Origin of the sequence: Microcoleus sp. Pol11C2 (assembly GCF_036701505.1) — a bacterium.
Classification (GTDB): Bacteria; Cyanobacteriota; Cyanobacteriia; order Cyanobacteriales; family Microcoleaceae; genus Microcoleus.
Genome location: NZ_JAUBQX010000014.1, coordinates 44,723 through 68,600, shown reverse-complemented (window position 1 = coordinate 68,600; position 23,878 = coordinate 44,723). Strand labels below are relative to the sequence as shown.

Here is a 23,878-nt window from a genome sequence, read left to right as displayed (position 1 = left end):
ATGGGTAGAATTCTGTTAGGGATATACTGAAGGTTGCAAATCATCACTCATTCATTACTGAAGGAGTCAGTCGTGGCTGGTCAAAAAATCTTGGTAATCGATGACAGTAAAGTCATCCGCGTCCGAGTCCGAGAGATGTTGCCTCAGGGTAACTTTGAAGTTCTAGAAGCAAAAGACGGCGAAGAGGGACTCAAACTGATCCGTCAAGCCCGGCCAAATCTAATTATGTTAGATTTCCTACTGCCCAAAGTCAGCGGTTGGGAAGTGTATCAAAAAGTGCAAGCCCATCCTGAGCTTTCTAAGATACCTTTGGTGATCATGTCGGGCCGCGAAGAAGAGGTGATGGAAAAAATTCCGAAACCCTTTGAGAAGCATTTTTTTGCATTCATCGCCAAACCGTTTGAGAAGAAGCAGCTAACCGAGGCAATCAAATCGGCGATGGTACTGGCCAAAAAGAAACCAGTGCCGGAAGCCCCAGCCGCCGCCGCTGCACCCACTTCTGGAGGGGGCGCCGCCGAAATTCAGGCGATGACTGCGAAAATGGCGAAAATGCAAGCGGAAATTGATGCACTCAAAAAACAAATGACTCAGGTGATTACCATCATCAAGCAGAAATTGAAATAATTCTGCTGTTTTTTGAAGGCACTTATGTAGAAGGAAACTTCCACACCGTGCAACTTTCAGTTGAGTCTCAAAGGCTGCGATTTTATCTGCATTTTTTTGCCAAATTGTTTGAGCGAGTGCGATCGCCAATAGCCTGCAACTGGTTTCTCAAAATCCCAGTGAGAAAATCAATTAAAAGTTAAAAATAAAACAAGGGAGGAAATTAATTATTAATTAATATTAGGATTTTTAATTCCCGCTCGTTCCACACTCAATTATTAACTCCTCAGTCTCATTTTTTTGGTTAATGACTAACGACTATTCCGATTTTTTGCCTCAACTGCGTGCCTCAACAGAGCAATTATTGAAAAGATTAGACTGCTTCGATCGAGCGCAGGTATTAGCGATCGGAGATTTGACCTTGGACGAGTTTCTTACCGGACAAGTAGAGCGAATTTCCCGCGAAGCACCTGTGTTGATTTTGCGCTACGAAAATACTCAGCAAGTACCCGGAGGTGGCGCAAATGCGGTCTATAATTTAGCCAAACTGGGAGGCAAAGTAAAAGTTGCTGGTTTGGTGGGAAAAGACGACCAGGGAAAGGCTTTGTGCGGTATTTTTGAGGCGGCGGGAATTGATACGGGTGGGATTTTAATCGATTCGCAGCGTCCAACAGTCACCAAAACTCGAATTTCCGGGCACGCGCGGCAGTCAGTGACTCAGCAAATTGTCCGAGTCGATCGCAAATCGGACGAGTTGCCGGATTTAGATTTGCAGTTGCAACTGGCAGACTACATCCGGCAGCAAATACCGACAGTAGATGCAGTGGTTTGTTCCGACTACGGCGACGGAGTTTGGACGAATTTGGCGATCGAATCGGCAGTGGTTCCCGGCAAAACAATAGTAGACGCTCAAACCAATTTGCAGCGATATTCTGGAGCAATGTTATTTACTCCCAACTTGCCCGAAGCCGAGCAAGCCGTCGGATTTGCTATCAAAAACCCTCAAACTTTAATGCAAGCAGGACGGGATTTGTTGAACTTAACTCAAGCTCAAAAAATTCTGATTACTCGCGGCGAAGAAGGGATGACTTTGTTTGAAAGGGCGAACGGCGAAGAAATCAAAAATTCACCCTCTCCAACATCCATTTGTGAAAAGGGGGAATTTGCCATTCAAAGTTGGGACATTCCCCCTTTTAACAAGACTGATGTATTCGACGTAACCGGTGCTGGAGATACAGTTGTAGCAGCAATGACTTTAGCTTTGTGCGTCGGTGCATCTGGTTGGGAAGCGGCAGTTTTGGGCAATTTGGCGGCTAGTATTGTCGTGCGTCAGTTCGGTACGGCAACGACGACAGCAGACGAAATGAAAGAAGCTTTGAAAACGATGATTGATCACTAATCAGTTGTAATGGGTGATTGATTATTACTTGTTCCCAAGCTCTTTTTGGGAACGCAGATCCGGAGGCTCAGCCTCCAATTTTCCCGATCGCTTTTCGAGGCCGAGCCTCTGGATATCGGTTCCCAGGAAGAGCCTGGGAACCAGTTAAAATTCCCAATTCCCAATAACTACTTACTCTTTTTCAAAATTTGTCCCTTGTCATCAATTGTCAAACCGCTATTGGGAAAATCGCTCTTTGTCAAACGGTCAATCAACCCCACAGTCCTAAAATTGTTATCAACAGCCGGCACACCTCGCCCGTCAAGTTGGACGGGGATAATCTTACCAGAAACAAAATCCCCTTGCGGAGTCATTTTCACATCCAAAATTAGAGATTTACCGAGTGCTCCTGCTGAGGACAAAGTGCGATAACCCAAAAAATTGCCCAGCGAATAAGCAACCAATTTCCCTTTATAAAGTTCCATAGCTCTGGGAACGTGCGGGCCATGTCCCAAAATCAAATCTGCTCCCGCATCAATCATCGTCCGCGAAAACAAAACCATATTTCCCCGGTTTTCTCCGTAAAAGAACTCAGTTTTATTTCTCACATTCTGAGCTCCCGTTCCTTCAGATCCAGCATGAACTGATATCACTACAATATCAGCTTTTTCCTTAGCTTTTTTGACAACTTCTGAGCCTGCTTTCAGTTCCAGCAAAGAATTGTGAACGTCGCCGTAGTTGCTGAAACCGATAAAGGCAAAATTCACGCCCTTGACATTTTTATAAACAATTTGATCTCTTTTACCAACAGCCTTCATGCCATTGCTGTCGATGTTTTTAATCGTGTCATTAAATCCCTGCTCGTGAAAATCGTAAGAGTGATTGTTGGCAATACTCAAAATATCAAAACCAACATCTTTGAAGATTTTGGCATAACTCGGAGGCGTCCGAAAGGCAATCAGCATTCGTCCGCCGCCTGCTTTGGAACTGTAAGGATAATCGGTCATCGTGCTTTCAAAATTGCCAAACAGAATATCAGCTCCTTTGAGGTACGGTTTTACCGACTCTAATAACATCTCTTTTTTTGCCGGCAGTTTGTTGTAGGGATAATTTGTACCGGGAACCATGTCGCCAACTGCTTTGATACTGACAGTTGCCGGCACAATGGCAGGTTTTTTGGCAGCAGGGGAGGGCGATTTTGGATCGGGAAGGGGTTTGGCTGGGGCTGCTGGTGCTGGTGTGGAGCTCACTTCTTGTACCGCAGGCTTTGACGTTAGAGGGTTATTAGTAGCGGTGGTTGAGGATTTGTAAAGTTGAGAAGCCAAAACAAAGCCGGATATCGGCACGAGAATTAGACTCAGAGCACCGAGTGACAGCCCAGATTTTTTAGTTTTAGTGCGGGCTAACTCTGGCTGGGGTGATTGCTTTTGCTGGCTTTGATTTGGGGGTTTTGGAGTGGGGATTTTAGGGGGTTGGGGCGGAGATTGTTCTGGTGTTGGAGGGGGCGCAGTTGTGACATTTTGAGGTTTTTCTAGCTTGGGCAAAGTTACAGGAATGGGAGAAGTGGCTACACTAGCGGCTACTGCTGCACTCGCAGCTACTGCGGCATTCACGGCAACTAATGCACTCACGGGTTCGGAAGTCAAGCGTTTTTTTAATTCTACCGTCTGAGTCCAAGCGGGCAATTGCTCGCCGTCGCGCCGCCCGTAAACTGTCACTGAGTAAAGGTTATTTGGTTGCAGCCGCTGCAACCCTTTGACTGCGACTCGGAGACAGGCTTCTTCTGCGGGTAAATGTTCTGCTTCCAGCAGCAGGTGCAGGGTGTCATTTTCGCGGCTGGCTTTAGCCGTGACGCCGAAGCTTTGGAGTGCTTGGCCGATCAGAAATGCGATCGCCCTGGCATCGCCTTCTTTTGCTAAATTTAAAATATCTTGTTGGCTCACAAACGCCTCTACTCTCACACTAGAAATTTAGCTCGATCTTATATCAAATTTGGCGGCACAGCATTAAATACCCATTGATTTAACTTAAATAAGTGGGTAGAAATAAACAAAACGTTGGCATAGGACGCCTGCGTGAAACGGTCTACTCGCTGTCACTATAGCTCCTAACTAAATCCGACCCTACTTTTACAAGATAGTATGATTTTTGGCGCTGGCTAGCTGAATACAATATTTCCTAACGGTTATCTTAGCCGATCGCCCAAACACTTCTATCCGGCATAATTGCCCCCTTCAAATTAACATCTGTCAAATCAGCGCTCTCTTTCTTACAGCATTTTTGGTAAATAAAACTGGTTTACGATCTCCAGAGTGCGTCCTTGAATGTACTGAAAATATGCGGTTTAGCAGGGAAGAATTAACGAAAAAACCAGGTTTCTCGTTTCCAGTGCCAATCCCCCTGTCCCACTTGGGCCCAAATTCAGACAATAACGATCGACCCGCAGGCTCGGAAGCTTGTTAAACTCTTGGTCATGCCACGCTATTAGTGAGAAATCGACGGCGAGCCAAAATCGTCTGCTAGCGCCCCCGCAGTGCTGCGCTGCGGGGCCTGCACTGCACACTGCACGTAGGTGAGATTAGCTGCAATCAACTTTCGGGATGCCGCTGCTAAAGTCGCGGCCGCCAATGTAGTTGTTCATTTTAAACTAATTATTTAAAGGAGTTGCACGTCAATGACACAATTGTGCTTATAAGATCTGGCTCGGTGCCCTCTCAAACCAGGGTTTTTCGCTAGTCTGGTGCTATTTGTAAGTTAGTTAAGCCCATAGCAGCTAGGATCGAGCTAACTCAAGGTTAAACTAAAGCTCGTCATGCGGCGTTGCCTCTCAAAACCCGGATTGAGTCTTATGGCGCATTACCGCTCCTCTGTATGTTTGTTCACCTGCATTGCCTGTCTGGGCGCTGCGTTCAGTCCAAGTGCGGACGGAAAGCACCATGCTCTCAATGCTTCCTACCGGGCTGTTTCCCCAGAAATTGCTCAGGCGAACTCTCCCCCGGACGATCGCCAGGATTCCAAGCCTTCAAAGCCGTCTCCAGCGCCCGATAAAAACAAATCTCAGCCGTCCAAAACATCCAAATCTAATTCTAAGATCCCGAAATCGGTATCCAATTTGATCGTCATTTTGTCTCGTCAGCGGGGGTTCTTAATGTTGGGTTTGGCAGCAGTTGTCGTCACGGCAGCGGCAGTATTTATCATGCTCAAATTAGTTAGCAGTGACGAGTCAAATTTTTCTAAGCGAAGACGAGGAAGATTTGATCGCCACAACCAAAGAAACTCTCAATTTACTAATCCCGATTCTCCTACAAACTCGCACGAAAGTAGACCGAAAGAGACTTCTTCGGGGCGACAGTCACCGTCAGCCTTGCCCTACCCTTTTGATTTGCCAAGAGGCCACAGTATCGAGAGCAGCGATCGACCTTTACCGTTTATCATGGAATCCGGGGAACCAGAATCCAAGGATGCAGCAGTCGAGGGCGAGCGCATTAATTCCGACACCTCGCCCTTGGAAACTCACAGCAACGGATACAGCAACACAGGTTTCAACATTCCCGAAACCACTAATCAAACGGATTCCCTAGCGAAGAAGAAAGGTATTGCTCTTCCCGAAACGGATGGTAGACCTAAAGTTGATATTATTGAAGCACTGATTGAAGATTTGCAGCAGCTAAATCCGGCCAAGAGAGGCAAAGCAATTTGGGAACTAGGCCAGCGGGGAGATTCCAGAGCAGTGGAACCGTTGCTCGATTTGCTAGCAAATTCCGACTCCAAGCAGTACAGTCTAATTTTGGCAAGTCTCTCGGAAATTGGCATCCGCACGCTCAAACCCATGAATAATGCGTGGTCAATTTCGCTGCAAAATGAAAATCCCGAAGTGCGTAAAAATGCAATTCGCGACTTGACGCGGATTTACGAATTGGTGCATCAAATCAGTTACTTGTTGCACCGTGCGACGGACGATCCAGATCCAGAAGTTCAGGAAACTGCTCGCTGGGCAATCAATCAGTTGAACCGCCTCCGTCCGCGTTCTGGGATGGATTAATAAATGTAGCAATTTTCAAATAATTTGAACTTGAGATGTGAAATTGGAAATTTATAATTTAGATTATGTTAAAATTAGTGAATGCTGACTAATGACTAAGGACTAATGACTAATAACCATTTAAAACTATTGTTCCTCTCAACTTCAGTCGGTCAACTAGGTTCTGGGTTGGGCGGCGGAGTCGAACTTACAGTCCTTAACATCGCTAAAGAATTACAGAGTCGCGGTCATAAAATAGCAGTTGTAGCGCCGATAGGTTCAGTTTTAGAATCAATTCCCGTAATCGAAATAAGGGGTGATTTGCAAGTAACGGCCCAAACACAAAATTACAATGATCCTATTGTGATGCCCGCAGATTCTGTGCTGGCGAATATGTGGGAATATGCTCGCCAAGTTCAGGATGAATGGGATGTCATTGTTAATTTTGCCTACGATTGGCTGCCGTTTTATTTGACACCATTTTTTAGGACTCCGATCGCACATTTGATCAGCATGGGCTCCCTTTCTGCAGCCCTCGATCGCATTGCCGGACAAACCGCCCTCCAGTTTCCTGGTACGATCGGAGTTCACACCGCTTCTCAAGCCAAAACATTCGCCTTTGCCGATGAATGTCAGTTGTTGGGAAATGGCATAGATTTATCCCTGTACGAATTTTGCAACAAACCGCAGTCTAAATTAGCTTGGCTAGGCCGCATCGCCCCGGAGAAAGGTTTAGAAGACGCAGTAGCAGCAGCGAAAATTACAGGCATTACCCTGAAAATTATGGGCAAAATGCAAGATGAGGATTATTGGCATAAAATTTGTGCTGATTACCCGGATGCTCCGGTAGAATATTTAGGGTTTCTGACAACAACCCAAATGCAAGAGCAAGTCCGTCAGTGCCGAGCATTGTTGATGACACCACGTTGGGTGGAAGCTTTCGGAAATGTTGCGATCGAGGCTTTAGCGTGCGGTGTACCCGTGATTGCTTACGAGCGCGGGGGGCCGGCGGAAATTGTGAGAGACGGACTGACGGGCTTTTTAGTGCAGCCTGATAGCGTAAATGGCTTGGTAGGTGCGATCGCCCGCTTAGACCAAATTGACCGCAGTGCTTGCAGGCGACAAGCAGAGGTAGAATATTCTTTAGCAGCTTTGGGCGATCGTTGTGAACACTGGTTCAAATCTAACACTGCTAGTAGGGTGCGTCAGTAATAATACTGGCCAATTTTTAGAAAGATTCGCTGACTGACGCAGCTTACAAGTTTATTGAGCAGCAATTCCACTCTATTCTAAAATTGAGTTAAATAAACTCTTAATCGACCACAAAAAAAGCAAACTGAAAAAACTATGGCAACCGAACGTTTAGTGCTTTTATCCAGTAGAGAAATCGAAAAAATGCGCCAAGCAGGCCGTTTAGCGGCCGAACTTCTGCTACATCTCGAACCGATGGTTAAACCGGGAGTAAGCACTCTTGAAATTAACGATGAAGCCGAACGCTGGACTTTGGCACACGGAGCAAAAAGCGCTCCGCTAGGCTATAAAGGATTTCCCAAATCTCTGTGTGCTAGCGTCAATGAAGTAGTCTGTCACGGCATCCCCAATGCGAAACAAATTCTTAAAGAAGGTGACATTATTAATATTGATGTAACACCTTTAGTTGATGGCTATCATGGCGATACTTCCAAAACTTTTTTTGTGGGAAAACCTTCACCAGTAGCGAAAAAGTTAGTTGAAGTAACCGAGGAATGTTTAAGAAGAGGAATTGCGGAAGTCAAACCGGGTGCTCGTACCGGCGACATCGGTGCAGCGATTCAAGAATATGCTGAAGCACAGGGTTTTTCGGTAGTGCGAAATTTTGCGGGGCACGGGATTCACCGAGTCTTTCACACTGAACCGGAAATTCTGCACTACGGCAAGCGGGGCACGGGAAAGAAGCTCAGACAAGGCATGGTTTTTACGATCGAGCCAATGATTAATGAGGGTACTTGGGAAGTGGAAATTTTGGGCGACGGTTGGACATCTATCACCAAGGATGGAAAGCTTTCGGCTCAATTTGAACACACTCTGGCTGTGACTGATTCTGGGGTGGAAATTCTGACTTTACCGTAGTAATGATTAACAAACAGTCTGAAAAACTCACTCCTAAATCAATAGTAATTAACCATATGCCGTAGGGGCGGGTTTCACCGACAATATCTAAGGATTATCAACAATCTAGATAAACCCGCCCCGCCACAACCGATAACCTATACCAACCTGAAATTTGCATCGAATCAGAAAATGTAGGTTTGTATTTATGGGTGGGTGGGGGCGGGTTTTCGAGATAGTCTGTTTTAGTCAGAAATTGTCTGTAAAACCCGCCCCTACAGAATTAGGATGTATTCACCAAACACGATCTAACTAATAATAAATAACTAATAACTAATGACTGACATAAAATTTCTGCAACCAGGAGATTTGCTCAAAGTAATTGCCCCTAGTGGCACTTTGCGAGAATCAACTAACTTTGAAAAGGGTGTAGAAATTTGGAAATCTCGCGGCTATCGACTTGAATTAACACCGGGTTTTGACGATCGCTGGGGCTATTTGGCCGGTTCCGACGAAAACCGGGTCCGACAGTTGGCAGATGCCCTCAATGACCCGGATTGTCGCGGTATTCTCTGCGTTCGAGGCGGTTTCGGCAGCACTCGACTTTTGGAAAAAGGAAATGTGGGAAAGGCGGAAAATTCCCAATTTCCAACTCCCGATTCCCATTCGCCGAAATGGTTAATCGGCTTTTCAGATATTACTGCTTTGCTGTGGAATCAGGCTAAATTGGGCGTTTGGGGCGTTCACGGGCCGATGCTGACAACTTTGGGTGCTGAACCGGATTGGTCTGTCGATCGACTTTTTGACTGCATAGAAGGTCGTCCCTTACAATCTTTGCAAGGGAAAGGATGGGGCAGCGGACAAGCCACCGGGCGGCTGTTTCCTGCGAATCTGACGGTGGCTTCTCATTTGCTCGGAACCCCGTATCAACCGGATTTGACCGGGGTTATTCTCGCATTTGAGGATGTTTCTGAGGCTCCTTACAGGGTCGATCGAATGTTGACTTTGTGGCGGATGGCGGGGGCTTTCGCTGGGGTGCGGGGCATTGCTTTGGGGCGCTTCAGTCGTTGCGAGATTGACCCGAGTATTCCCAGTTTTAGCATTGAAGAGGTTTTGCGCGATCGGCTGGGGGACTTGAATATTCCGATTGTCTCGGATTTGCCCTTCGGCCACGAGGGGGTTAACGCTGCTTTGCCCATGGGAATCATGGCTTGTCTCGACGCTGAATCGGGATTGCTGATTTGCGGCGATAAATCGCAACTTTAGATTAGAGATCAACGTCTATAACTTTAACTTGAGATTTTCCACCAGCTAAATAGCGGGGTTGGGTGAGGTAGACACGGTTGGCAGAAATTACATTTAAAATGGATTGTGTATGCAAATGTCGGCGCCAAGAAAGCAAAAAGATTTTAAATTTTTCCAGAGGTTGATATGAAAGCACACAACTTGTTAAACAGTATTGCTGCCGCAGTCCTAGTTACGGGATTGGCACTTACGGGGATTTCCTCTAGTGCGGTTGGCGAACAGATAGGGAATAACGATCGCATAGATGGAGTAATTCGCCGCACTTCCCCGATTTACCGTTTCCGAAATATGTGGGTTCCGGGATCTCCGACGGAAGAATTGCGCGGGCAAGAATACACATTCAACGCTCGGGAAGGCGATAACATTGAAGTGTTTTTAGACACAGATAGAAGTCGCGGTTTTACTCCCGTCATGGTGCTGTTTTACGGGAACAACAAACAAGTCGCTTTTACGCAAGACCGTTCTTTTAATTATCAAATTCCCCGTAGTGGCGATTACAAACTGTTAGTGTTAGCAAAAGATGCTGCCAGGGGCGGTAACTACACGCTGGAAGTTTCGGGAATTGATGGGGGGGACAGACGAGCTCGCAATTCGCGGGACGATTGGTACACGAGGCGAGATGACGATCAATATGACAGAGCACAGCTTCTGCAAGATGATTTTGGCTTGCGGTCTGTTGATTGTCGCGAGAGACGTTCTATGGTGAGAGTCAGGTTTGACGATGGTAATCAAGATTCAACTTACTGCGCTGTCCCGAATAGAAGGTTTCCGGCGGGAGATTATTACTACAATTCACGGACTAGAGATTTAGACTCCGCAAGGCGGAATGATAGTAGATTCGATGCGGACCGAGATCAATGTCGGGTAGTGGTGGGCGGAGTTTGTGTGACGAGGTAAGTAGGTCAAAGTGTAGGGCGGAATCAGAAACCCGGTTTCTACGAAGAAACCGGGTTTCTGAGCCTATACACAGGACTTATACAGTCCTTTATATACGAGTCGATCTGCGGCCATCGCCTCACTTTCTTTGGCAATGACAAAATACACATTTGTACACACAACTATTTTGTCAAAAAGGACGATCGCACAGTGGTAAGCTACCAAAGGCATTGAAATATCTAAGGTAGAGAAAAGTTAAAATGTCGGCATTAAATGAAGTTCCCTTGTTGTTGCGGGCAGCCCGCGGCGAAACCCTAGACCGCCCGCCCGTGTGGATGATGCGCCAAGCCGGCCGCTACATGAAGGCTTATCGAGATTTGCGAGAAAAGTATCCCTCGTTTCGCGAACGTTCCGAAATTCCCGAAGTTGCGATCGAAGTTTCCCTTCAGCCGTGGCGCGCGTTTCAACCCGACGGCGTAATCCTGTTTTCCGATATTGTCACCCCCATGCCGGGTTTGGGCATCGACATGGACATCGCCGAAGGCAAAGGCCCGATTATCCACGCACCCATCCGCACTCAGCAGCAAATCGACGCGCTGCAACCGCTGAACCCGGAAGAAAGCTTGCCGTTTATCAAAACCATCCTCAAATCCCTGCGCGAGGAAGTCGGCAACAAATCCACCGTGCTCGGTTTTGTGGGCGCGCCGTGGACGCTGGCGGCCTATGCCGTTGAGGGCAAAGGTTCTAAGGATTATGCCATCATCAAAAACATGGCATTTTCCGATCCAACTTTACTGCATCAGTTGCTGTCGAAATTCGCCGATGCGATCGCAGTTTACGTGCGCTATCAAATCGACTGCGGCGCGCAAGTAGTGCAAATGTTCGACTCCTGGGCCGGTCAACTCTCCCCGCAGGACTACGACACCTTCGCTCTACCTTACCAGAAACAAGTATTCGAGCAAGTCAAAAAAACCCATCCCGACACACCGCTAATTCTGTTAGTCACTGGAAGTGCCGGCATCCTCGAACGTATGGCAACATCCGGTGCGGATATCGTCAGCGTCGATTGGACTGTTGACATGGCCGACGCGCGCCGACGTTTGGGCCCGAATATGAACGTTCAAGGAAATCTCGATCCGGGCGTGTTGTTTGGTTCTCAACCGTTTATTCGCGATCGAATTCTTGATACAATTCGCAAAGCGGGCCCGCGCGGACACATCCTCAATTTGGGACACGGTGTATTACCGGGAACTCCCGAAGATAACGTGCGTTTCTTCTTTGAAACGGCAAAACAAGCGGACAAATTGCTTGCAGTTGCTGCTTAATTTGATTTCGATAGTAGAATCCGATCAAATCCGGTTAATTGCACCTGATCTTTGTAGAAATACGGCAATGGGCATTGCCGTGTCAACTTAACGTTAAACGTAGTATCGGTCTGCTGTCTGACGATTAGGGTTCGATCCCCTGGCGCCCCCCTTAATAAGGGGGGGACAGGAATCTTTTCAAAGTAAGGGGGATTTAGGGGGATCGAGACTCAGTTAAAAGCGAGATTTATCAGGGGTTTCAGTCTTACGTTGACACCAATGGGCAATGCCGTCTCCCTACCGTCGAAAAAGATTATATAATCGGAGCGAATCCGGTTAATTGCATCTGATATTGGTAGGGATAACGCAATGCCGTCTCCCTACCGTCGAAAAAACGTCAAATCCTCCCTCTTCCCCTGCGGCAAAATGAACTCCAAAAAAATTTTTGTGACGGGTGCAAGTGGCTGTATCGGTCACTACATGGCCGAAACTTTGATTCAAGAAACAAACCACGAACTTTACTTATTAGTTCGCAACCCAGAAAAATTAAAATTTGACTGGAAAGCCCGCCCCGGCATCCATATAATACAAGGCGATATGCGAGATATCGATCAACACGCCGAACTTCTGCAAACAATTAATGTCGCAATTTTAGCTGCCACTGCTTGGGGAGGAACTCAAGAAGTGTTTGACGTTAACGTAACCAAAACTCTCCGGCTAATTCAACTACTTTCACCACAGACTTGCCAGCAAGTAATTTATTTTTCAACTGCCAGCATTCTCGGTAGAGACAACAATTTGCTCAAAGAAGCCGGGGAACTGGGGACAGATTATATTAGCTCAAAATACAACTGCATGGTGCATTTGTCAGCCTTGACAAATGTGCCTCCCATTACTGCACTTTACCCGACATTAGTATTGGGAGGAGACGCTGAAAAACCCGTCTCTCACTTGTCATCTGGCTTGCCACTTGTCGCAAAATGGATTGGTTTGATTCGCTGGTTTAAGGCAGATGGCAGTTTTCACTTCATCCACGGCGCAGATATTGCTAAAGTAGTTAATTATTTAGTTGAACATCCGCCGGCTTCCGAGGAACCGCGACATTTTGTGCTAGGAAATCCGGCGATTACAGCTAATGAAGTGGTAGAACAAGCTTGCAAGTATTTGAATAAAAACATATTTTTTCGGATAACTCTGTCACCTTGGCTAGCGGATTTCTTTATTTGGCTGTTCCGAATTCAGGTGGCTGCTTGGGATAGATTTTGCATCAGCTACCGCCATTTTACCTATCAAAATCTGGTGAATCCCGAAAGCATAGGAATCCCGAGTTACTGCGGTACAGTTGCCGATATGTTAAGAACTAGCGGGATTCCGGGCAAAGATTCAAATTAGAAGGAAAAGGGAACAGGGAAGAGGGAATGTGTATCTTACGAGATATATGTAGGGTGCGCCGACGCGCATCTTACGAATAAGGTAAGTTTTTCCAGTTCTTTTTTGCCTTAATCCCATGCTTTTTAAATGCGATTATCGTCAATTAAGGGTCAAATACGATAAGATATCAGCATTTGCAAACTTTAACAGGGAACTGCAAGCTAAAAATTGCGCTCATTGTGTGTGGCTTAGGGGGTGTGACCCATCGCCAGATATTCGATCGAGTGCAAGATCGTAATTTTAGCCTTAACATGAAGTCTTGAGAGTCGATCGAACTCTCAAACACGCCAGCCCGATCGCAAGTTGTTTACTGATGTGAGGTTTAACATATAATGCGAGTTCTTCTAGTTTACCCGCTGTTTCCGAAAACATTTTGGTCTTACGAGAAAATTTTAGAATTAGTCGATCGTAAAGTGCTGCTGCCACCGCTGGGTTTGGTAACGGTAGCAGCTATTTTACCCCAAGAATGGGAATTTAAGTTAGTCGATCGCAATATCAGACAAATTACAGAAGCAGAATGGGAATGGGCAGAGCTCGTTATTCTGTCCGCAATGATTGTTCAAAAAGAAGATTTGCTAGACATCATTCGCGAAGCAAAACGGCGCGGTAAATCCGTAGCTTGCGGCGGCCCTTACCCGACTTCCGTACCAGAAGAACCTCAAGCAGCAGGCATAGATTACCTGATTCTCGACGAAGGCGAAATCACCTTGCCGATGTTCGTCGAAGCAATAGGGCGCGGCGAAAAAAGCGGAATTTATCGATCGGACGGCGTGAAACCCGATGTTACCACAACCCCAGTTCCCCGCTTCGATTTGCTGGAATTAGACGCCTACGACTCGATGTCAATTCAATTTTCCAGAGGCTGTCCTTTCCAGTGCGAATTCTGCGATATCATCGTCCTCTACGGCCGCAAACCCCGCACCAAAAACCCCCAACAATTGATAGCAGAATTAGACTATCTCTACAACTTGGGCTGGCGGCGTGGCGTGTTCATGGTAGACGACAACTTTATCGGCAACAAACGCAGCGTCAAACTGTTGCTAAAAGACTTACAAGTCTGGCAAGAAGAACACAAATTTCCATTTACTTTCAACACAGAAGCCTCCATCGATTTAGCCCAAGACCAAGAATTGATGGATATGATGGTAGCGTGCAATTTTAATGCAGTCTTTTTAGGGATTGAAACTCCCGACGAAGAAAGCCTGCAAATGACGAAAAAATTCCAAAATACCCGCAATTCTTTGATAGAATCGGTAGAGTTAATTGCCAAATCCGGTTTGCGAGTAATGGCCGGATTCATCATCGGATTTGACGGGGAAAAACCCGGTGCCGGTCAGCGGATTGTCCAGTTTGCCGAAGCAGCCGCCATTCCGAGCACAACCTTTGGAATGCTGCAAGCTTTGCCGCACACTGCATTGTCCCACAGACTAGCAAAAGAAGGGCGGTTGCGCGACAAATCTGGCAACCTTAATCAGACTACTTTGATGAACTTTATTCCGACGCGGCCTCTCGAAGATATTGCCCGCGAATATGTCGAGGCATTCTGCGAAGTGTACGATGCTGAGAAATATTTAGACCGGACTTATCGCCACTTCTTGATGTTGGGTGCACCTACAGCAAATATACCTGCAAGAATTCCCAGTTGGATAGACTTGCGAGCACTGCTAACTGTGGTTTGGCGGCAGGGAGTCAAGCGCAAAACTCGGTGGAAGTTTTGGCATCATTTGTTCAGCATTTTCAAGCGCAATCCTGCGGTTTGGGATCACTATTTAACTGTGTGCGCTCACAACGAGCATTTCCTGGAATACCGCCAGATTGTGCGCGATGAAATTGAAGCTCAATTAGCCGAGTTTTTGGCTAATGAGTCTCAAACTGTATATCAAGAACCTGTTGCTGTTGAGGAAAAGGAAGTGCAAGCGGTTTAGGGTTGGAGAATTCAACCGCAGATGAACGCAGACAAACGCAGATGAATGTAACATTGTCTGCGTTTATTTTGTTGATTTAATCTGCTTTCCAGTCAGAGGGTGGAAATCTCATATCCGGTGGCTGTGTCGCCTCTGGAGAGCAGCCTGAGAGAGCATCCCGATACCCCTTCGCAGTCTCTGACTGAACAGGTAATATACTACTATTGGCGGCAGCAGTTATTTCGGCAGATAGAGGCGCGATCGCCCGCAAATATGAAAATCTAATTACAAGATAAAAAATATCAAAATAGCGATCGCCCTCAACCCGCCATGTTAGGAACAAATCAACTCAGAACAGCCGCTCTCTTAGGACTCCTAAGCGGTCTTCTCGTTTTAGGAAGTTATTATTTAATCGGCAACGAGCAAGGACTTTACATCGGTTTAGCGCTAGCAGCCTTCTCAAGTTTTAGCTCTTGGTACTATTCCGACACGGCCGCGTTAATGGCTTACCGCGCTCAGCCGCTCGCCCGCAGCGAAGCTCCCGAACTCTACGATATGGTAGCCTCGCTGAGTGAAAAAGCAGAAATTCCGGTGCCGAAAATATTTCTAGTTCCCACTCAATCTCCGAACGCATTCGCCACAGGAAGAGATCCGGAACACGCGACAATAGCAGTTACTGAAGGCATCATAAAGCTGCTTTCTCGCGAAGAATTAGAAGGCGTTTTAGCCCACGAACTCACGCACATCCGCAACCGCGATACCCTCACTCAAGCAGTTGCAGGAACAATTGCCGGCGCGATTACATTTGTCGGGCGAATACTCACTTTTGGAGCGCTTTACGGCCCGGTAACGCGGGATAGCAGACAAGGCGCGAATCCGTTTGGTTTGCTGTTTTTAATCATTTTAGCGCCGCTATCAGCAACCGTAATTCAAATGGCGATTTCTCGGACGAGGGAATTTGCAGCCGACAGCGGTGCGGTGGAAATTACCAATAACCCGATCGGCTTAGCAAACGCCCTGCAAAAATTGGAGAAACTGGGTCATGAAATTCCCATGCACGGCAATCCTGCGATGTCGCCGCTGCTGATTGTGAATCCTTTTTCGACTAAAGGTTTGCAGTCACTTTTCCGCACTCACCCGCCGACAGAGGATCGCATTCAACGCCTTTTGGAAATCGCGCAGCAGCAGCAGCAAGGTTCTCCTGTTATGGCCTACGTGTCCGGAATTTAATCGGTCGAAAATGCAGCAACAATATTTAGAAACCCGGTGTTTTGAAGCAGCCGGGTTTTTGTAGATCTTTCTTAAAGCTTAATTTTTATATCCTGTATTGCAGTATGGATGAGTTATCTGCCCATTATCTAAAGTTGCCAATCCACCATCTTCTTTCCGCTGTATGTGATCGATAGAAATTGAGTTTCTGTGAATTAATCCGTTGCATATTTTACAGCGTGGGACACTCAGCAATGCTCCTTTTATAAAAATCTCACTCTTTTTATTTGTATTGAATTCTTTTGTAGATGAAGTTATTGACTTCTCTTTATTACGAATATTTAAATACTTAAAATCATCGCTCGATATAATTTGGTTTATAGTGTCATCAAGAGTGTTTCCAGCTTTTAAATGAATCACAACTTGCTCAAAAAAATTCGATATGTGTTTGTAGCTTTTCTGAATATCCCTATGCTTTTCATAAATCTGTTTAATTAAGTAGTCGTAATTTTCAAGAAAATATTCAAATTCTTCTCTAATATCTATGAAGTCATTTAACTTTTTTCTTTCATCTAATTTCATGACAAAATCAACAACAGCAAAGAAAGAGACTGTTCTGTGTTGTCCATTTTGTGAATAGAAATATAGAATGGGATGTAGCCCCAAAGATGATGGCTCATTGCTATTTAATATATATGCAACTTTTCTCACCTTTTTTAAAATTTTTATTGTTGTTTCACCTGTGAGATCATCATTAACTCCCTTATTGTTAAAATCTATTTTGTTAACAATATTTACAAAGTCTAAAATTAATGGTAAAGTTTGAGCGGAATACAATTTCCCCCCCACAGGTAGATCTAGAGTTTTTATTGGAGTCTGCAACTTCGGTTCAAAAAGTATCTCATTAATTTCTTTAGCTATTTCTTGAATTTGAGCCTGTATTTCCTTTGAAAATATCGACCAATATTTATGACCTTTTCCGCTTCTTATGATTGCGCGTGCTGCGATGCTATTAGGTTTCTTCCTGGATTCAAGAAGTTTGAGCTCGGTTTTATCAATGGGGGCAGCTTGCTGATTAATTTTGAAAAAAGAATTTTCCGCTTTACTTGCATCACCTTCAACCCATTGAAGCTGAATTGCTAAACCTGCTAAATTTAGTGCGGATTTTACAATTTCTGGTTTAACTTTATCAGGATGTGTGAGAGCTAATCTACAATCCTCGTATGATCCAACTTTTTTGTTTATCAGTTTGCGTGTTTCTTCAGCAATCTTTAATTGTTCATCAGGAATTACACCGTCATAAAATAGTTTTGAGATTTGCCCATCACCGTAATCATTGTTAACCCAAGCAGACAATGCACTCAATCTATGACTCCCATCAATCACGAATAAGTATCCAGCTTTACTGCGCCAAAAAATGATGGCGGGTATCAAATCACCTTCTATAAAACTTTTGATTAATTCGCAAATTCTTTGGCTATCCCATTCAGTAGTTTCTCTTTGGAAATCTGGTTTTCTGACAGCGGGGAAGAAAAATGAATCTTTTTTGATGTCTTCAATAGAAATTTTTTCTTTTTTCGTACCTGAAATTTTACTTTCTTCTACTTCAAAATCTTCTCGTGGAATCAGAGCATCTAGATTAACTTTAGCCATGATGTTTTTATATATATTTGGATTAATGAGCTATCAGCCAAATACTGGGTAAGCACAAGACTGAGTGCTTTCGCTCAAGGGATGCGCCTACTGGAAGAGACATAACTGGATATGGAGGTTGTCTCTAGGACTCAGACTCTCGATCTCCAGGGCAGAGGTTTGTCAGTTCAAACTCCTAATCGAAAGCACACAGACGTAAAAGGAAGGACTTTGGGACACATCTCGCGGGTAGAAGTAACTCAGAACTTTAATTTTTTTTTACAACCACCCTCGAATGATCATACATCTTTATGAACAGGACTTATGCACTCCGAACAAAGAAACCGGGTTTTTTACCGAATCTGCCGACTACAACGAAGTATTCTCGAAAAAACCCGGTTTCTGGACTCTCATGCGTAAGTCCTATTCAACCCTATTAAACTGAAGCCGCAACCTTATCTATAGGCCGCACTTGACCGAGGTATTCGCGAAGTGCGTCACCTTCCACTACCTCAGTTTCCAACAGCTTCTGCGTAATTGTTTCCAACAATTCCCGATTTGCTTTCAGAATATCCAAAGCTTGCTGATGTGCAGTTTCGACAATTTCCTTCACTTCTTGGTCGATCGCCTCAGCAGTCTGAGCACTTACCGCACGGCGGGCATTTCCCATACCGTCGTTGAGGAACATTGCTTGCTGCCCTCGATCGTAAGCTAGAGGCCCCAAAACCTTACTCATTCCGTAAGTTGTCACCATCCGTTCAGCTAAATCAGTCGCCCTTTGCAAGTCATTTGAAGCGCCAGTAGTAATGCTACCAAACACAACTTCCTCAGCCGATCGCCCGCCCAACAAAGTCGCAATTTGACCCCGCAATTCCGACTCATCTAACAAGAAACGGTCTTCAGTCGGTAACTGCAAAGTATAACCCAAAGCAGCCATACCGCGAGGGACGATCGAGATTTTGGCAACTTCGCCATTACCAGTCATCAAAGCACCCACCATTGCGTGGCCGACTTCGTGATAAGCAACAATGGTTTTCTCTTTTTCATTGAGGACGCGGCTTTTCTTTTCCAAGCCGGCTACAATCCGTTCGATAGCTTCTGCAAAGTCTTCCTGCGCTACAGTTAGGCGTTTGTTGCGCGCCGCCAACAAAGCAGCTTCATTGACCAAATTTGCCAAATCAGCGCCCGAAAAACCGGGGGTGCGAGTGGCGATCGCCTTCAAATTAATATCCGGGCCCAACTTCACTTTTTGAGCGTGAATGTTCAAAATTTCTTCGCGGCCCGATAAATCCGGGCGATCGACTAAAACTTGGCGATCGAAACGGCCAGGGCGCAACAAAGCAGCATCCAAACTTTCTGGGCGGTTAGTTGCAGCCAGCACAATTACCGTAGTATTGCCCGCCGCAAAACCATCCATTTCAGTTAACAGTTGATTGAGAGTTTGTTCGCGTTCGTCATTCCCACCGAAGCTAGCGTTACTGCTACGAGATTTGCCGATCGCGTCCAATTCATCAATGAAAATAATACAAGGAGCCTGTTTCTTAGCCTGCTCGAATAAATCTCTAACTCTTGCAGAACCAACACCTACAAACAGTTCCACAAACTCCGAACCGGAGATGCTAAAAAACGGCACGCCAGCTTCACCAGCTACTGCTTTTGCTAACAGCGTTTTTCCAGTTCCCGGAGGCCCGACTAACAGCACGCCTTTCGGAATTCTCGCGCCAATTGCCGTAAATCTGTCAGGAGTTTTCAGGAATTCAACAACTTCCACTAATTCAGTTTTAGCTTCTTCTACTCCAGCCACATCAGCAAAAGTAATTTTCGCCGATTCGCCTTCTACATAGACCTTAGCTTTGCTTTTGCCGAGCGAGAGCGCACCCTGTGGCCCGCCACCCTGCCTGTTCATGAAAAATTGAAAAATCGCCACAAAAATCAGCGGCGGAACCACCCAGCTTAAAACACTGCCGATCCAGCCATTTTTGGCAGGGGGAGTTGCCGCAAATTCAACACCTTTTTCTTGCAAAAGTTTAGGAAGTTCCAGGTCAAAAATTGGCGTAGTGGAGAGCACTTGACCGGGTTTGTCGCCTTCGCCTTTGAGTTGGTAGCGAATTTCATTTTGACCTACTGAAGCTCTGACTACATCTTGTTCTTGTACTTGATGGACGAACAAGCTGTAAGGCACTTGCGGAATTTGGGGGCCGAACAAATTGGGTAAAAAGATGTTTGCCAGCAAAAACAAACTTGATAGCAATAACAAAATATTGCTAATTTGGCGAAAACGAGGTGCTTGGGGCTGGTCTTTAATAGCCATTGATAACTGTCATCCTTTGATTTAAAGCAGTTTTATTCATCTATTTTCTCATCAAATACCTACACACTGTTAAGCGGATTTCCTCACTTTATCGGGTGGGTTAACCCGCTAGCACGGATTTGCTATTATTAACAATGTTTTTTGAGTAAGCGCGAAGACGCTAAGGACTCGAAGGAAGAGAAGAGAAGAGCGTTATAGTATGTAGGGTGCGCCGAAGAACACCGAATATTTATGCCGCTTCTGGGTTTAACTGAATCATTTCCCAAGTGGTATAAGTGCCGATCGCACCCCAAATCACGTAAGGCAAAAGTAACACAGCCGCAGTTTGAGAAATCGGCAAAACAGCCAAAGTCAAAACAGCTCCCACAATCTCGCCCGCCCCTCCCAAAATCGTCCCTACTTTCAGACTTTTGGCTCGGAGAGTAGCAGGAATATAAGCAACTGTGACAATTTCTAACAGCAAGTACAAAGCCATCAACAGCCATGTTTTAAGGCTCCATGGCTCCTGTTCCCACACGAAAGTAGCGCTGCCGGCCCCGCAAGCAAAAATTACCGTCCAAATTAACGGAATAGCAGGCTCAAAAAACATCCAATCCGGTCTTTGAAGTTTGACTGCCCAGTTAATATCGCGCAGTTTAAAAAACAGAGTACCGAACGCGACTGAGAAAGTCACGCCGCCGATAATCATCCAAGATTCGATCATGGTTTTCAACTTTCAAATTGCTCGATCGCTCATTAAGTCGATCGTGTCAAATCAAAGCCGAACTTAGATCCGCCTATAGTAATAACTTTTGTAAAGCCCGATGCAATTATCGCTAACCGCCCGACACATTCTTAGCAAACTCTTCGCGTCCAGACACCAAATTAGCTGGAACGCCGTTAGGGAAATTTTTCGTGATTAAAGCTTCCAACTTTTGAACTCGGTTTTCAGGGTTTGGGTGAGAACTCAAAAACTCCGGTGGCGCTTCGCCCTTCCTAGCGGCACCGAGTATTTTCATCACCTCAACAATACCTCTAGGATCGTAACCCGCTTCCGTCATAAACCGAAAACCGAGCTGATCGCTCTCAAGTTCATCAGACCTACCGTACCGCAAACCGACAACTTGATTGACAGCTTGAGCAATTAATGCTGCCTGCTGGCCCCCACCGCGATCGTCGCTAGTAGCCACCCCAACCGCCGTTACCAAAGCCCTGCCCAACTGCTGTTTTGCCAAGTGTTCCGCACCGTGGCGGGCGACAACGTGACCGCTTTCGTGACCTAGTATAGCGGCCAACTGAGCCTCGGAATTTAGCCGGCGCAGCAGCCCCGCAGTAATGAAAACTTGTCCCCCCGGTAAAGCAAAAGCATTGACAGTTTGGGCATCTCGCAGCAGGTGGAATTCAAACGGATAACCTGCTTGTTTCGCCGCCGAACCGTTGACAACTCGTGCTCCTACTTGATCGATATACTGCTGAATACTTTGGTTGGGATAAAGCCCCCCGTGCTTGGCTGCCATTTGATCTCGCGCCTGCAATCCCAAAACTATCTCCTGGCGGGGAGAAAGCTGCACCCGCTGTCTCTCTCCTGTTACGGGATTTTGTACGTCGTTTGTAAAATAGGTAATTGCCCCAAAAAATGCCATTAATAGCCCGATCGCGGCTCGAAATAAAAATTTGTTCACAGGCTTTTACCTAAAAACTTTCGCGATTAGACTACTACGCTGACAACTACCTCCACATCTGCCTGAAGTATCAAAAATGGAAAGTTGTTAGAGTTTTTTGGAATTTTTTGCGAAGAAGGCTTTTTTAAAGGAACCGGGAAGGCGCAAAGAACACGAAAGAAGAGAAGAAGAGAAGAAAATAATAGAAGAAGGTTATAGTTATTAAATCGGTTAAATCTGTTGAATCTATTACACAATCCGTGGCCGAACTTCCTTCGCAATATGTTTCAAGCTACCCGCCGCCGCCTCGCTATTTGGTACACTGCCGTTACTGCTGTATTGTTACTTGTATTCGCCACGGGTTTCTATTTCTACGTCCGCACTACTTTGATCGATCGCATTGATGATACCCTCAATCATGTTGTAGAAGTAATAGAGCGGACTCTCGTTATCGAACCGCTAAGTTTGCCTAATACCCACGATAAAAAAAACAAATTGCAAGTTAATATTCAAGCCAGTTTTCGAGATAGCACCGATGCTGTAGAAGACGACCACATTGATTTAGAATGGTTCAGTCCTACGGGCGAATTGCTGTGGTCTACTTTATCGGCACCCCTGAATATTCCCATTCATGCTAACCGCACCGGCGAAACAGTTTGGATAATTAATAATAAGTTGCAGTTTGAGGGTACAAATCAGGCAAAAAAAAGTTTGGCAACAGGCCATGTACGGGATGTCACGGATTTAATGGGTAGAGGGAAGAGGGATTTAACCGCAGAGACGCAGAGAGCGCAGAGGGGAGAAAGAAGAGATTTTGATGGCGTTTTGAATGCAGGTGAGCAGGAAAATCTAAATTTAGGTAGTGAAAAGTCTATTGCACAAAATACAAATCGCGTTTCTACCAAACCAATTAGCATTCGGACAACTCAAAACTATTCCCTCAGACAAGTAACGCAGCGAGTACAAATCGGCCGCCAAGTTCTGGGATATTTGCGAGTTAGCCATCCTTGGTTTGAAGTGACAAAACCCATCCGCCAATTAATTCTCGATTTGATTTGGGGCGCGAGTTTAACTCTAATTTGCGTGGCGGCTATTGGCTGGCTGCTGTCGGGATTGGCGATGGCACCGATTCGGGAGTCTTACGGGCGTCTCAAACAGTTTACTGCTGATGCTTCTCACGAACTCAGAAATCCGATCGCCACTATTCAAACTAACGTCCAAGTAGCTTTGGCGGAACCGGATATCGAACCTCAGCAACATCAACAGCTACAAGTTATCGAACGCCTTACCCGCCGTTTGGGGCGCTTGGTTGACGATTTGCTATTTTTAGCCAGACAAGATAGCGGTATCGTGCAGCAGCAGTGGATTGAAGTTCCTCTCGATGCTTTGCTGATGGAGGTAATTGAAGAACAACAGGCGATCGCCACAACCCAAAATCTCTCTCTTTCTTTGGAAATTGTCGATCTGCCCAACGCTGAGGACAACTTTACACTGTTGGGCGACTGGGATCAACTAGCCCGACTGTTTACCAATCTCGTCAGCAACGCCGTGCAGTACACGCCCTCTGGCGGTCAAATTGAAGTAGAATTGCAACTCGCAGGTAAACACAAAAGAAATTCGCCGATGTTAAATCCAGCGCTGCAAATAAAAGTAACAGACACGGGCATCGGAATTTCCGCAGAAGCCCTGCCACATTTGTTCGATCGATTCTACCGCGCAGATCCCGCCCGAACCCACCGCAGCGCCGCTGGTTCCGGTTTGGGATTAGCCATCGCCAAGGCAATTGTCGAAAATCACCGTGGCCAAATCCGCATTGACAGCCAAGTTGATCGAGGTACAGCCGTTACCGTCACCCTCCCCGCCCACAAATCCGAAGCATCTCGCGTCTAAAAATCCTCTCTTCCCCTCTTCCTCTGCGCCCTCAGCGCCCTCTGCGGTTAATAAAAAAACAGGACTTAAGCAGAAACGATGAAAAATAGACCCGGAGATTGCTTCGTTTTTTTCTTCGGACACAAATCCGCCTTTAAACTTCCTCTCTTCCCCTCTTCCTGTACGCCCTCGAAAGGTTAATCACAAAATTTACCCCTCAAGCCTGATTCTTTCTACCCTGAGTCCAAACCAAGCTATTAAAATTCAATTCCCGCATAGATTAACATGAACTTTGTTGGAAAACCTC

General features: G+C 45.9%; 19 protein-coding genes. 13 read left to right on the top strand and 6 right to left on the bottom strand.

Going from position 1 to position 23,878, the window contains the following annotated elements:
* Window positions 1-72 precede the first annotated feature (72 nt).
* Together QUA42_RS11010 and QUA42_RS11005 are read left to right on the top strand one after the other, a co-directional pair.
* Entirely contained in the window at window positions 73-624 is a 552-nt protein-coding gene (locus QUA42_RS11010; RefSeq protein ID WP_333069606.1) for a response regulator, read from the top strand.
* A 286-nt stretch (window positions 625-910) separates the two neighbouring features.
* Window positions 911-2,002 carry a PfkB family carbohydrate kinase gene (locus QUA42_RS11005; protein ID WP_333137326.1) on the top strand — a complete coding sequence of 364 codons (1,092 nt, stop codon included), beginning with the start codon at window positions 911-913 and terminating at the stop codon, window positions 2,000-2,002.
* Window positions 2,003-2,169: 167 nt separating this feature from the next.
* On the opposite strand, the gene QUA42_RS11000 is transcribed toward QUA42_RS11005, so the two are convergent.
* Window positions 2,170-3,924, bottom strand: a complete 1,755-nt coding sequence (locus QUA42_RS11000) for a CapA family protein (RefSeq protein ID WP_333137325.1) — start codon at window positions 3,922-3,924, stop codon at window positions 2,170-2,172.
* A 541-nt stretch (window positions 3,925-4,465) separates the two neighbouring features.
* On the bottom strand, window positions 4,466-4,609 hold the full coding sequence (locus tag QUA42_RS10995) for a hypothetical protein (RefSeq protein WP_333039792.1): 144 nt from the start codon (window positions 4,607-4,609) through the stop codon (window positions 4,466-4,468).
* 220 nt (window positions 4,610-4,829) lie between these two features.
* On the opposite strand from QUA42_RS10995, the gene QUA42_RS10990 reads away from it, so the two are divergent.
* The 10 genes from QUA42_RS10990 to QUA42_RS10945 all read left to right on the top strand — a co-directional run bounded on the left by QUA42_RS10990 (window position 4,830) and on the right by QUA42_RS10945 (window position 16,140).
* Window positions 4,830-6,023, top strand: coding sequence for a HEAT repeat domain-containing protein (locus tag QUA42_RS10990; RefSeq protein WP_333137324.1), 1,194 nt, complete (start codon window positions 4,830-4,832; stop codon window positions 6,021-6,023).
* A gap of 105 nt (window positions 6,024-6,128) precedes the next feature.
* The gene (locus tag QUA42_RS10985; protein ID WP_333137323.1) at window positions 6,129-7,214 is read left to right on the top strand and encodes a glycosyltransferase family 4 protein; all 1,086 of its coding nucleotides are present in this window, start codon (window positions 6,129-6,131) and stop codon (window positions 7,212-7,214) included.
* 135 nt (window positions 7,215-7,349) lie between these two features.
* Complete coding sequence (gene map / locus QUA42_RS10980) at window positions 7,350-8,111, top strand: type I methionyl aminopeptidase (RefSeq protein WP_333083028.1); 762 nt, start codon at window positions 7,350-7,352, stop codon at window positions 8,109-8,111.
* 315 nt (window positions 8,112-8,426) lie between these two features.
* Window positions 8,427-9,356 (top strand): LD-carboxypeptidase, encoded by a 930-nt coding sequence (locus QUA42_RS10975; protein WP_333137322.1) that lies wholly within the window; start codon window positions 8,427-8,429, stop codon window positions 9,354-9,356.
* Window positions 9,357-9,521: 165 nt separating this feature from the next.
* Window positions 9,522-10,292, top strand: a complete 771-nt coding sequence (locus QUA42_RS10970; protein ID WP_333137321.1) for a hypothetical protein — start codon at window positions 9,522-9,524, stop codon at window positions 10,290-10,292.
* A gap of 239 nt (window positions 10,293-10,531) precedes the next feature.
* Window positions 10,532-11,596, top strand: a complete 1,065-nt coding sequence (gene hemE / locus QUA42_RS10965; RefSeq protein WP_333137320.1) for a uroporphyrinogen decarboxylase — start codon at window positions 10,532-10,534, stop codon at window positions 11,594-11,596.
* Between the two features lie 405 nt (window positions 11,597-12,001).
* Window positions 12,002-12,967 (top strand): NAD(P)-dependent oxidoreductase, encoded by a 966-nt coding sequence (locus QUA42_RS10960; protein ID WP_333137319.1) that lies wholly within the window; start codon window positions 12,002-12,004, stop codon window positions 12,965-12,967.
* 371 nt (window positions 12,968-13,338) lie between these two features.
* Window positions 13,339-14,931: a B12-binding domain-containing radical SAM protein gene (locus tag QUA42_RS10955; protein WP_333137318.1), complete on the top strand. Its 1,593-nt coding sequence runs from the start codon at window positions 13,339-13,341 to the stop codon at window positions 14,929-14,931.
* A gap of 99 nt (window positions 14,932-15,030) precedes the next feature.
* A complete protein-coding gene (locus tag QUA42_RS10950; protein ID WP_333137317.1) occupies window positions 15,031-15,195 on the top strand; it encodes a hypothetical protein in 165 nt (54 codons plus the stop codon).
* A 45-nt stretch (window positions 15,196-15,240) separates the two neighbouring features.
* Window positions 15,241-16,140: a M48 family metalloprotease gene (locus QUA42_RS10945; protein WP_333137316.1), complete on the top strand. Its 900-nt coding sequence runs from the start codon at window positions 15,241-15,243 to the stop codon at window positions 16,138-16,140.
* A gap of 78 nt (window positions 16,141-16,218) precedes the next feature.
* On the opposite strand, the gene QUA42_RS10940 is transcribed toward QUA42_RS10945, so the two are convergent.
* The 4 genes from QUA42_RS10940 to QUA42_RS10925 all read right to left on the bottom strand — a co-directional run bounded on the left by QUA42_RS10940 (window position 16,219) and on the right by QUA42_RS10925 (window position 21,723).
* Complete coding sequence (locus QUA42_RS10940; protein WP_333137315.1) at window positions 16,219-17,772, bottom strand: GmrSD restriction endonuclease domain-containing protein; 1,554 nt, start codon at window positions 17,770-17,772, stop codon at window positions 16,219-16,221.
* Between the two features lie 415 nt (window positions 17,773-18,187).
* On the bottom strand, window positions 18,188-20,062 hold the full coding sequence (ftsH4, locus tag QUA42_RS10935; RefSeq protein ID WP_333137314.1) for an ATP-dependent zinc metalloprotease FtsH4: 1,875 nt from the start codon (window positions 20,060-20,062) through the stop codon (window positions 18,188-18,190).
* 229 nt (window positions 20,063-20,291) lie between these two features.
* On the bottom strand, window positions 20,292-20,765 hold the full coding sequence (locus QUA42_RS10930; protein WP_333137313.1) for a tryptophan-rich sensory protein: 474 nt from the start codon (window positions 20,763-20,765) through the stop codon (window positions 20,292-20,294).
* 112 nt (window positions 20,766-20,877) lie between these two features.
* Window positions 20,878-21,723 (bottom strand): M48 family metalloprotease, encoded by an 846-nt coding sequence (locus tag QUA42_RS10925; RefSeq protein WP_333137312.1) that lies wholly within the window; start codon window positions 21,721-21,723, stop codon window positions 20,878-20,880.
* 261 nt (window positions 21,724-21,984) lie between these two features.
* On the opposite strand from QUA42_RS10925, the gene QUA42_RS10920 reads away from it, so the two are divergent.
* On the top strand, window positions 21,985-23,592 hold the full coding sequence (locus tag QUA42_RS10920; RefSeq protein WP_333137366.1) for a HAMP domain-containing sensor histidine kinase: 1,608 nt from the start codon (window positions 21,985-21,987) through the stop codon (window positions 23,590-23,592).
* Window positions 23,593-23,878 lie beyond the last annotated feature (286 nt).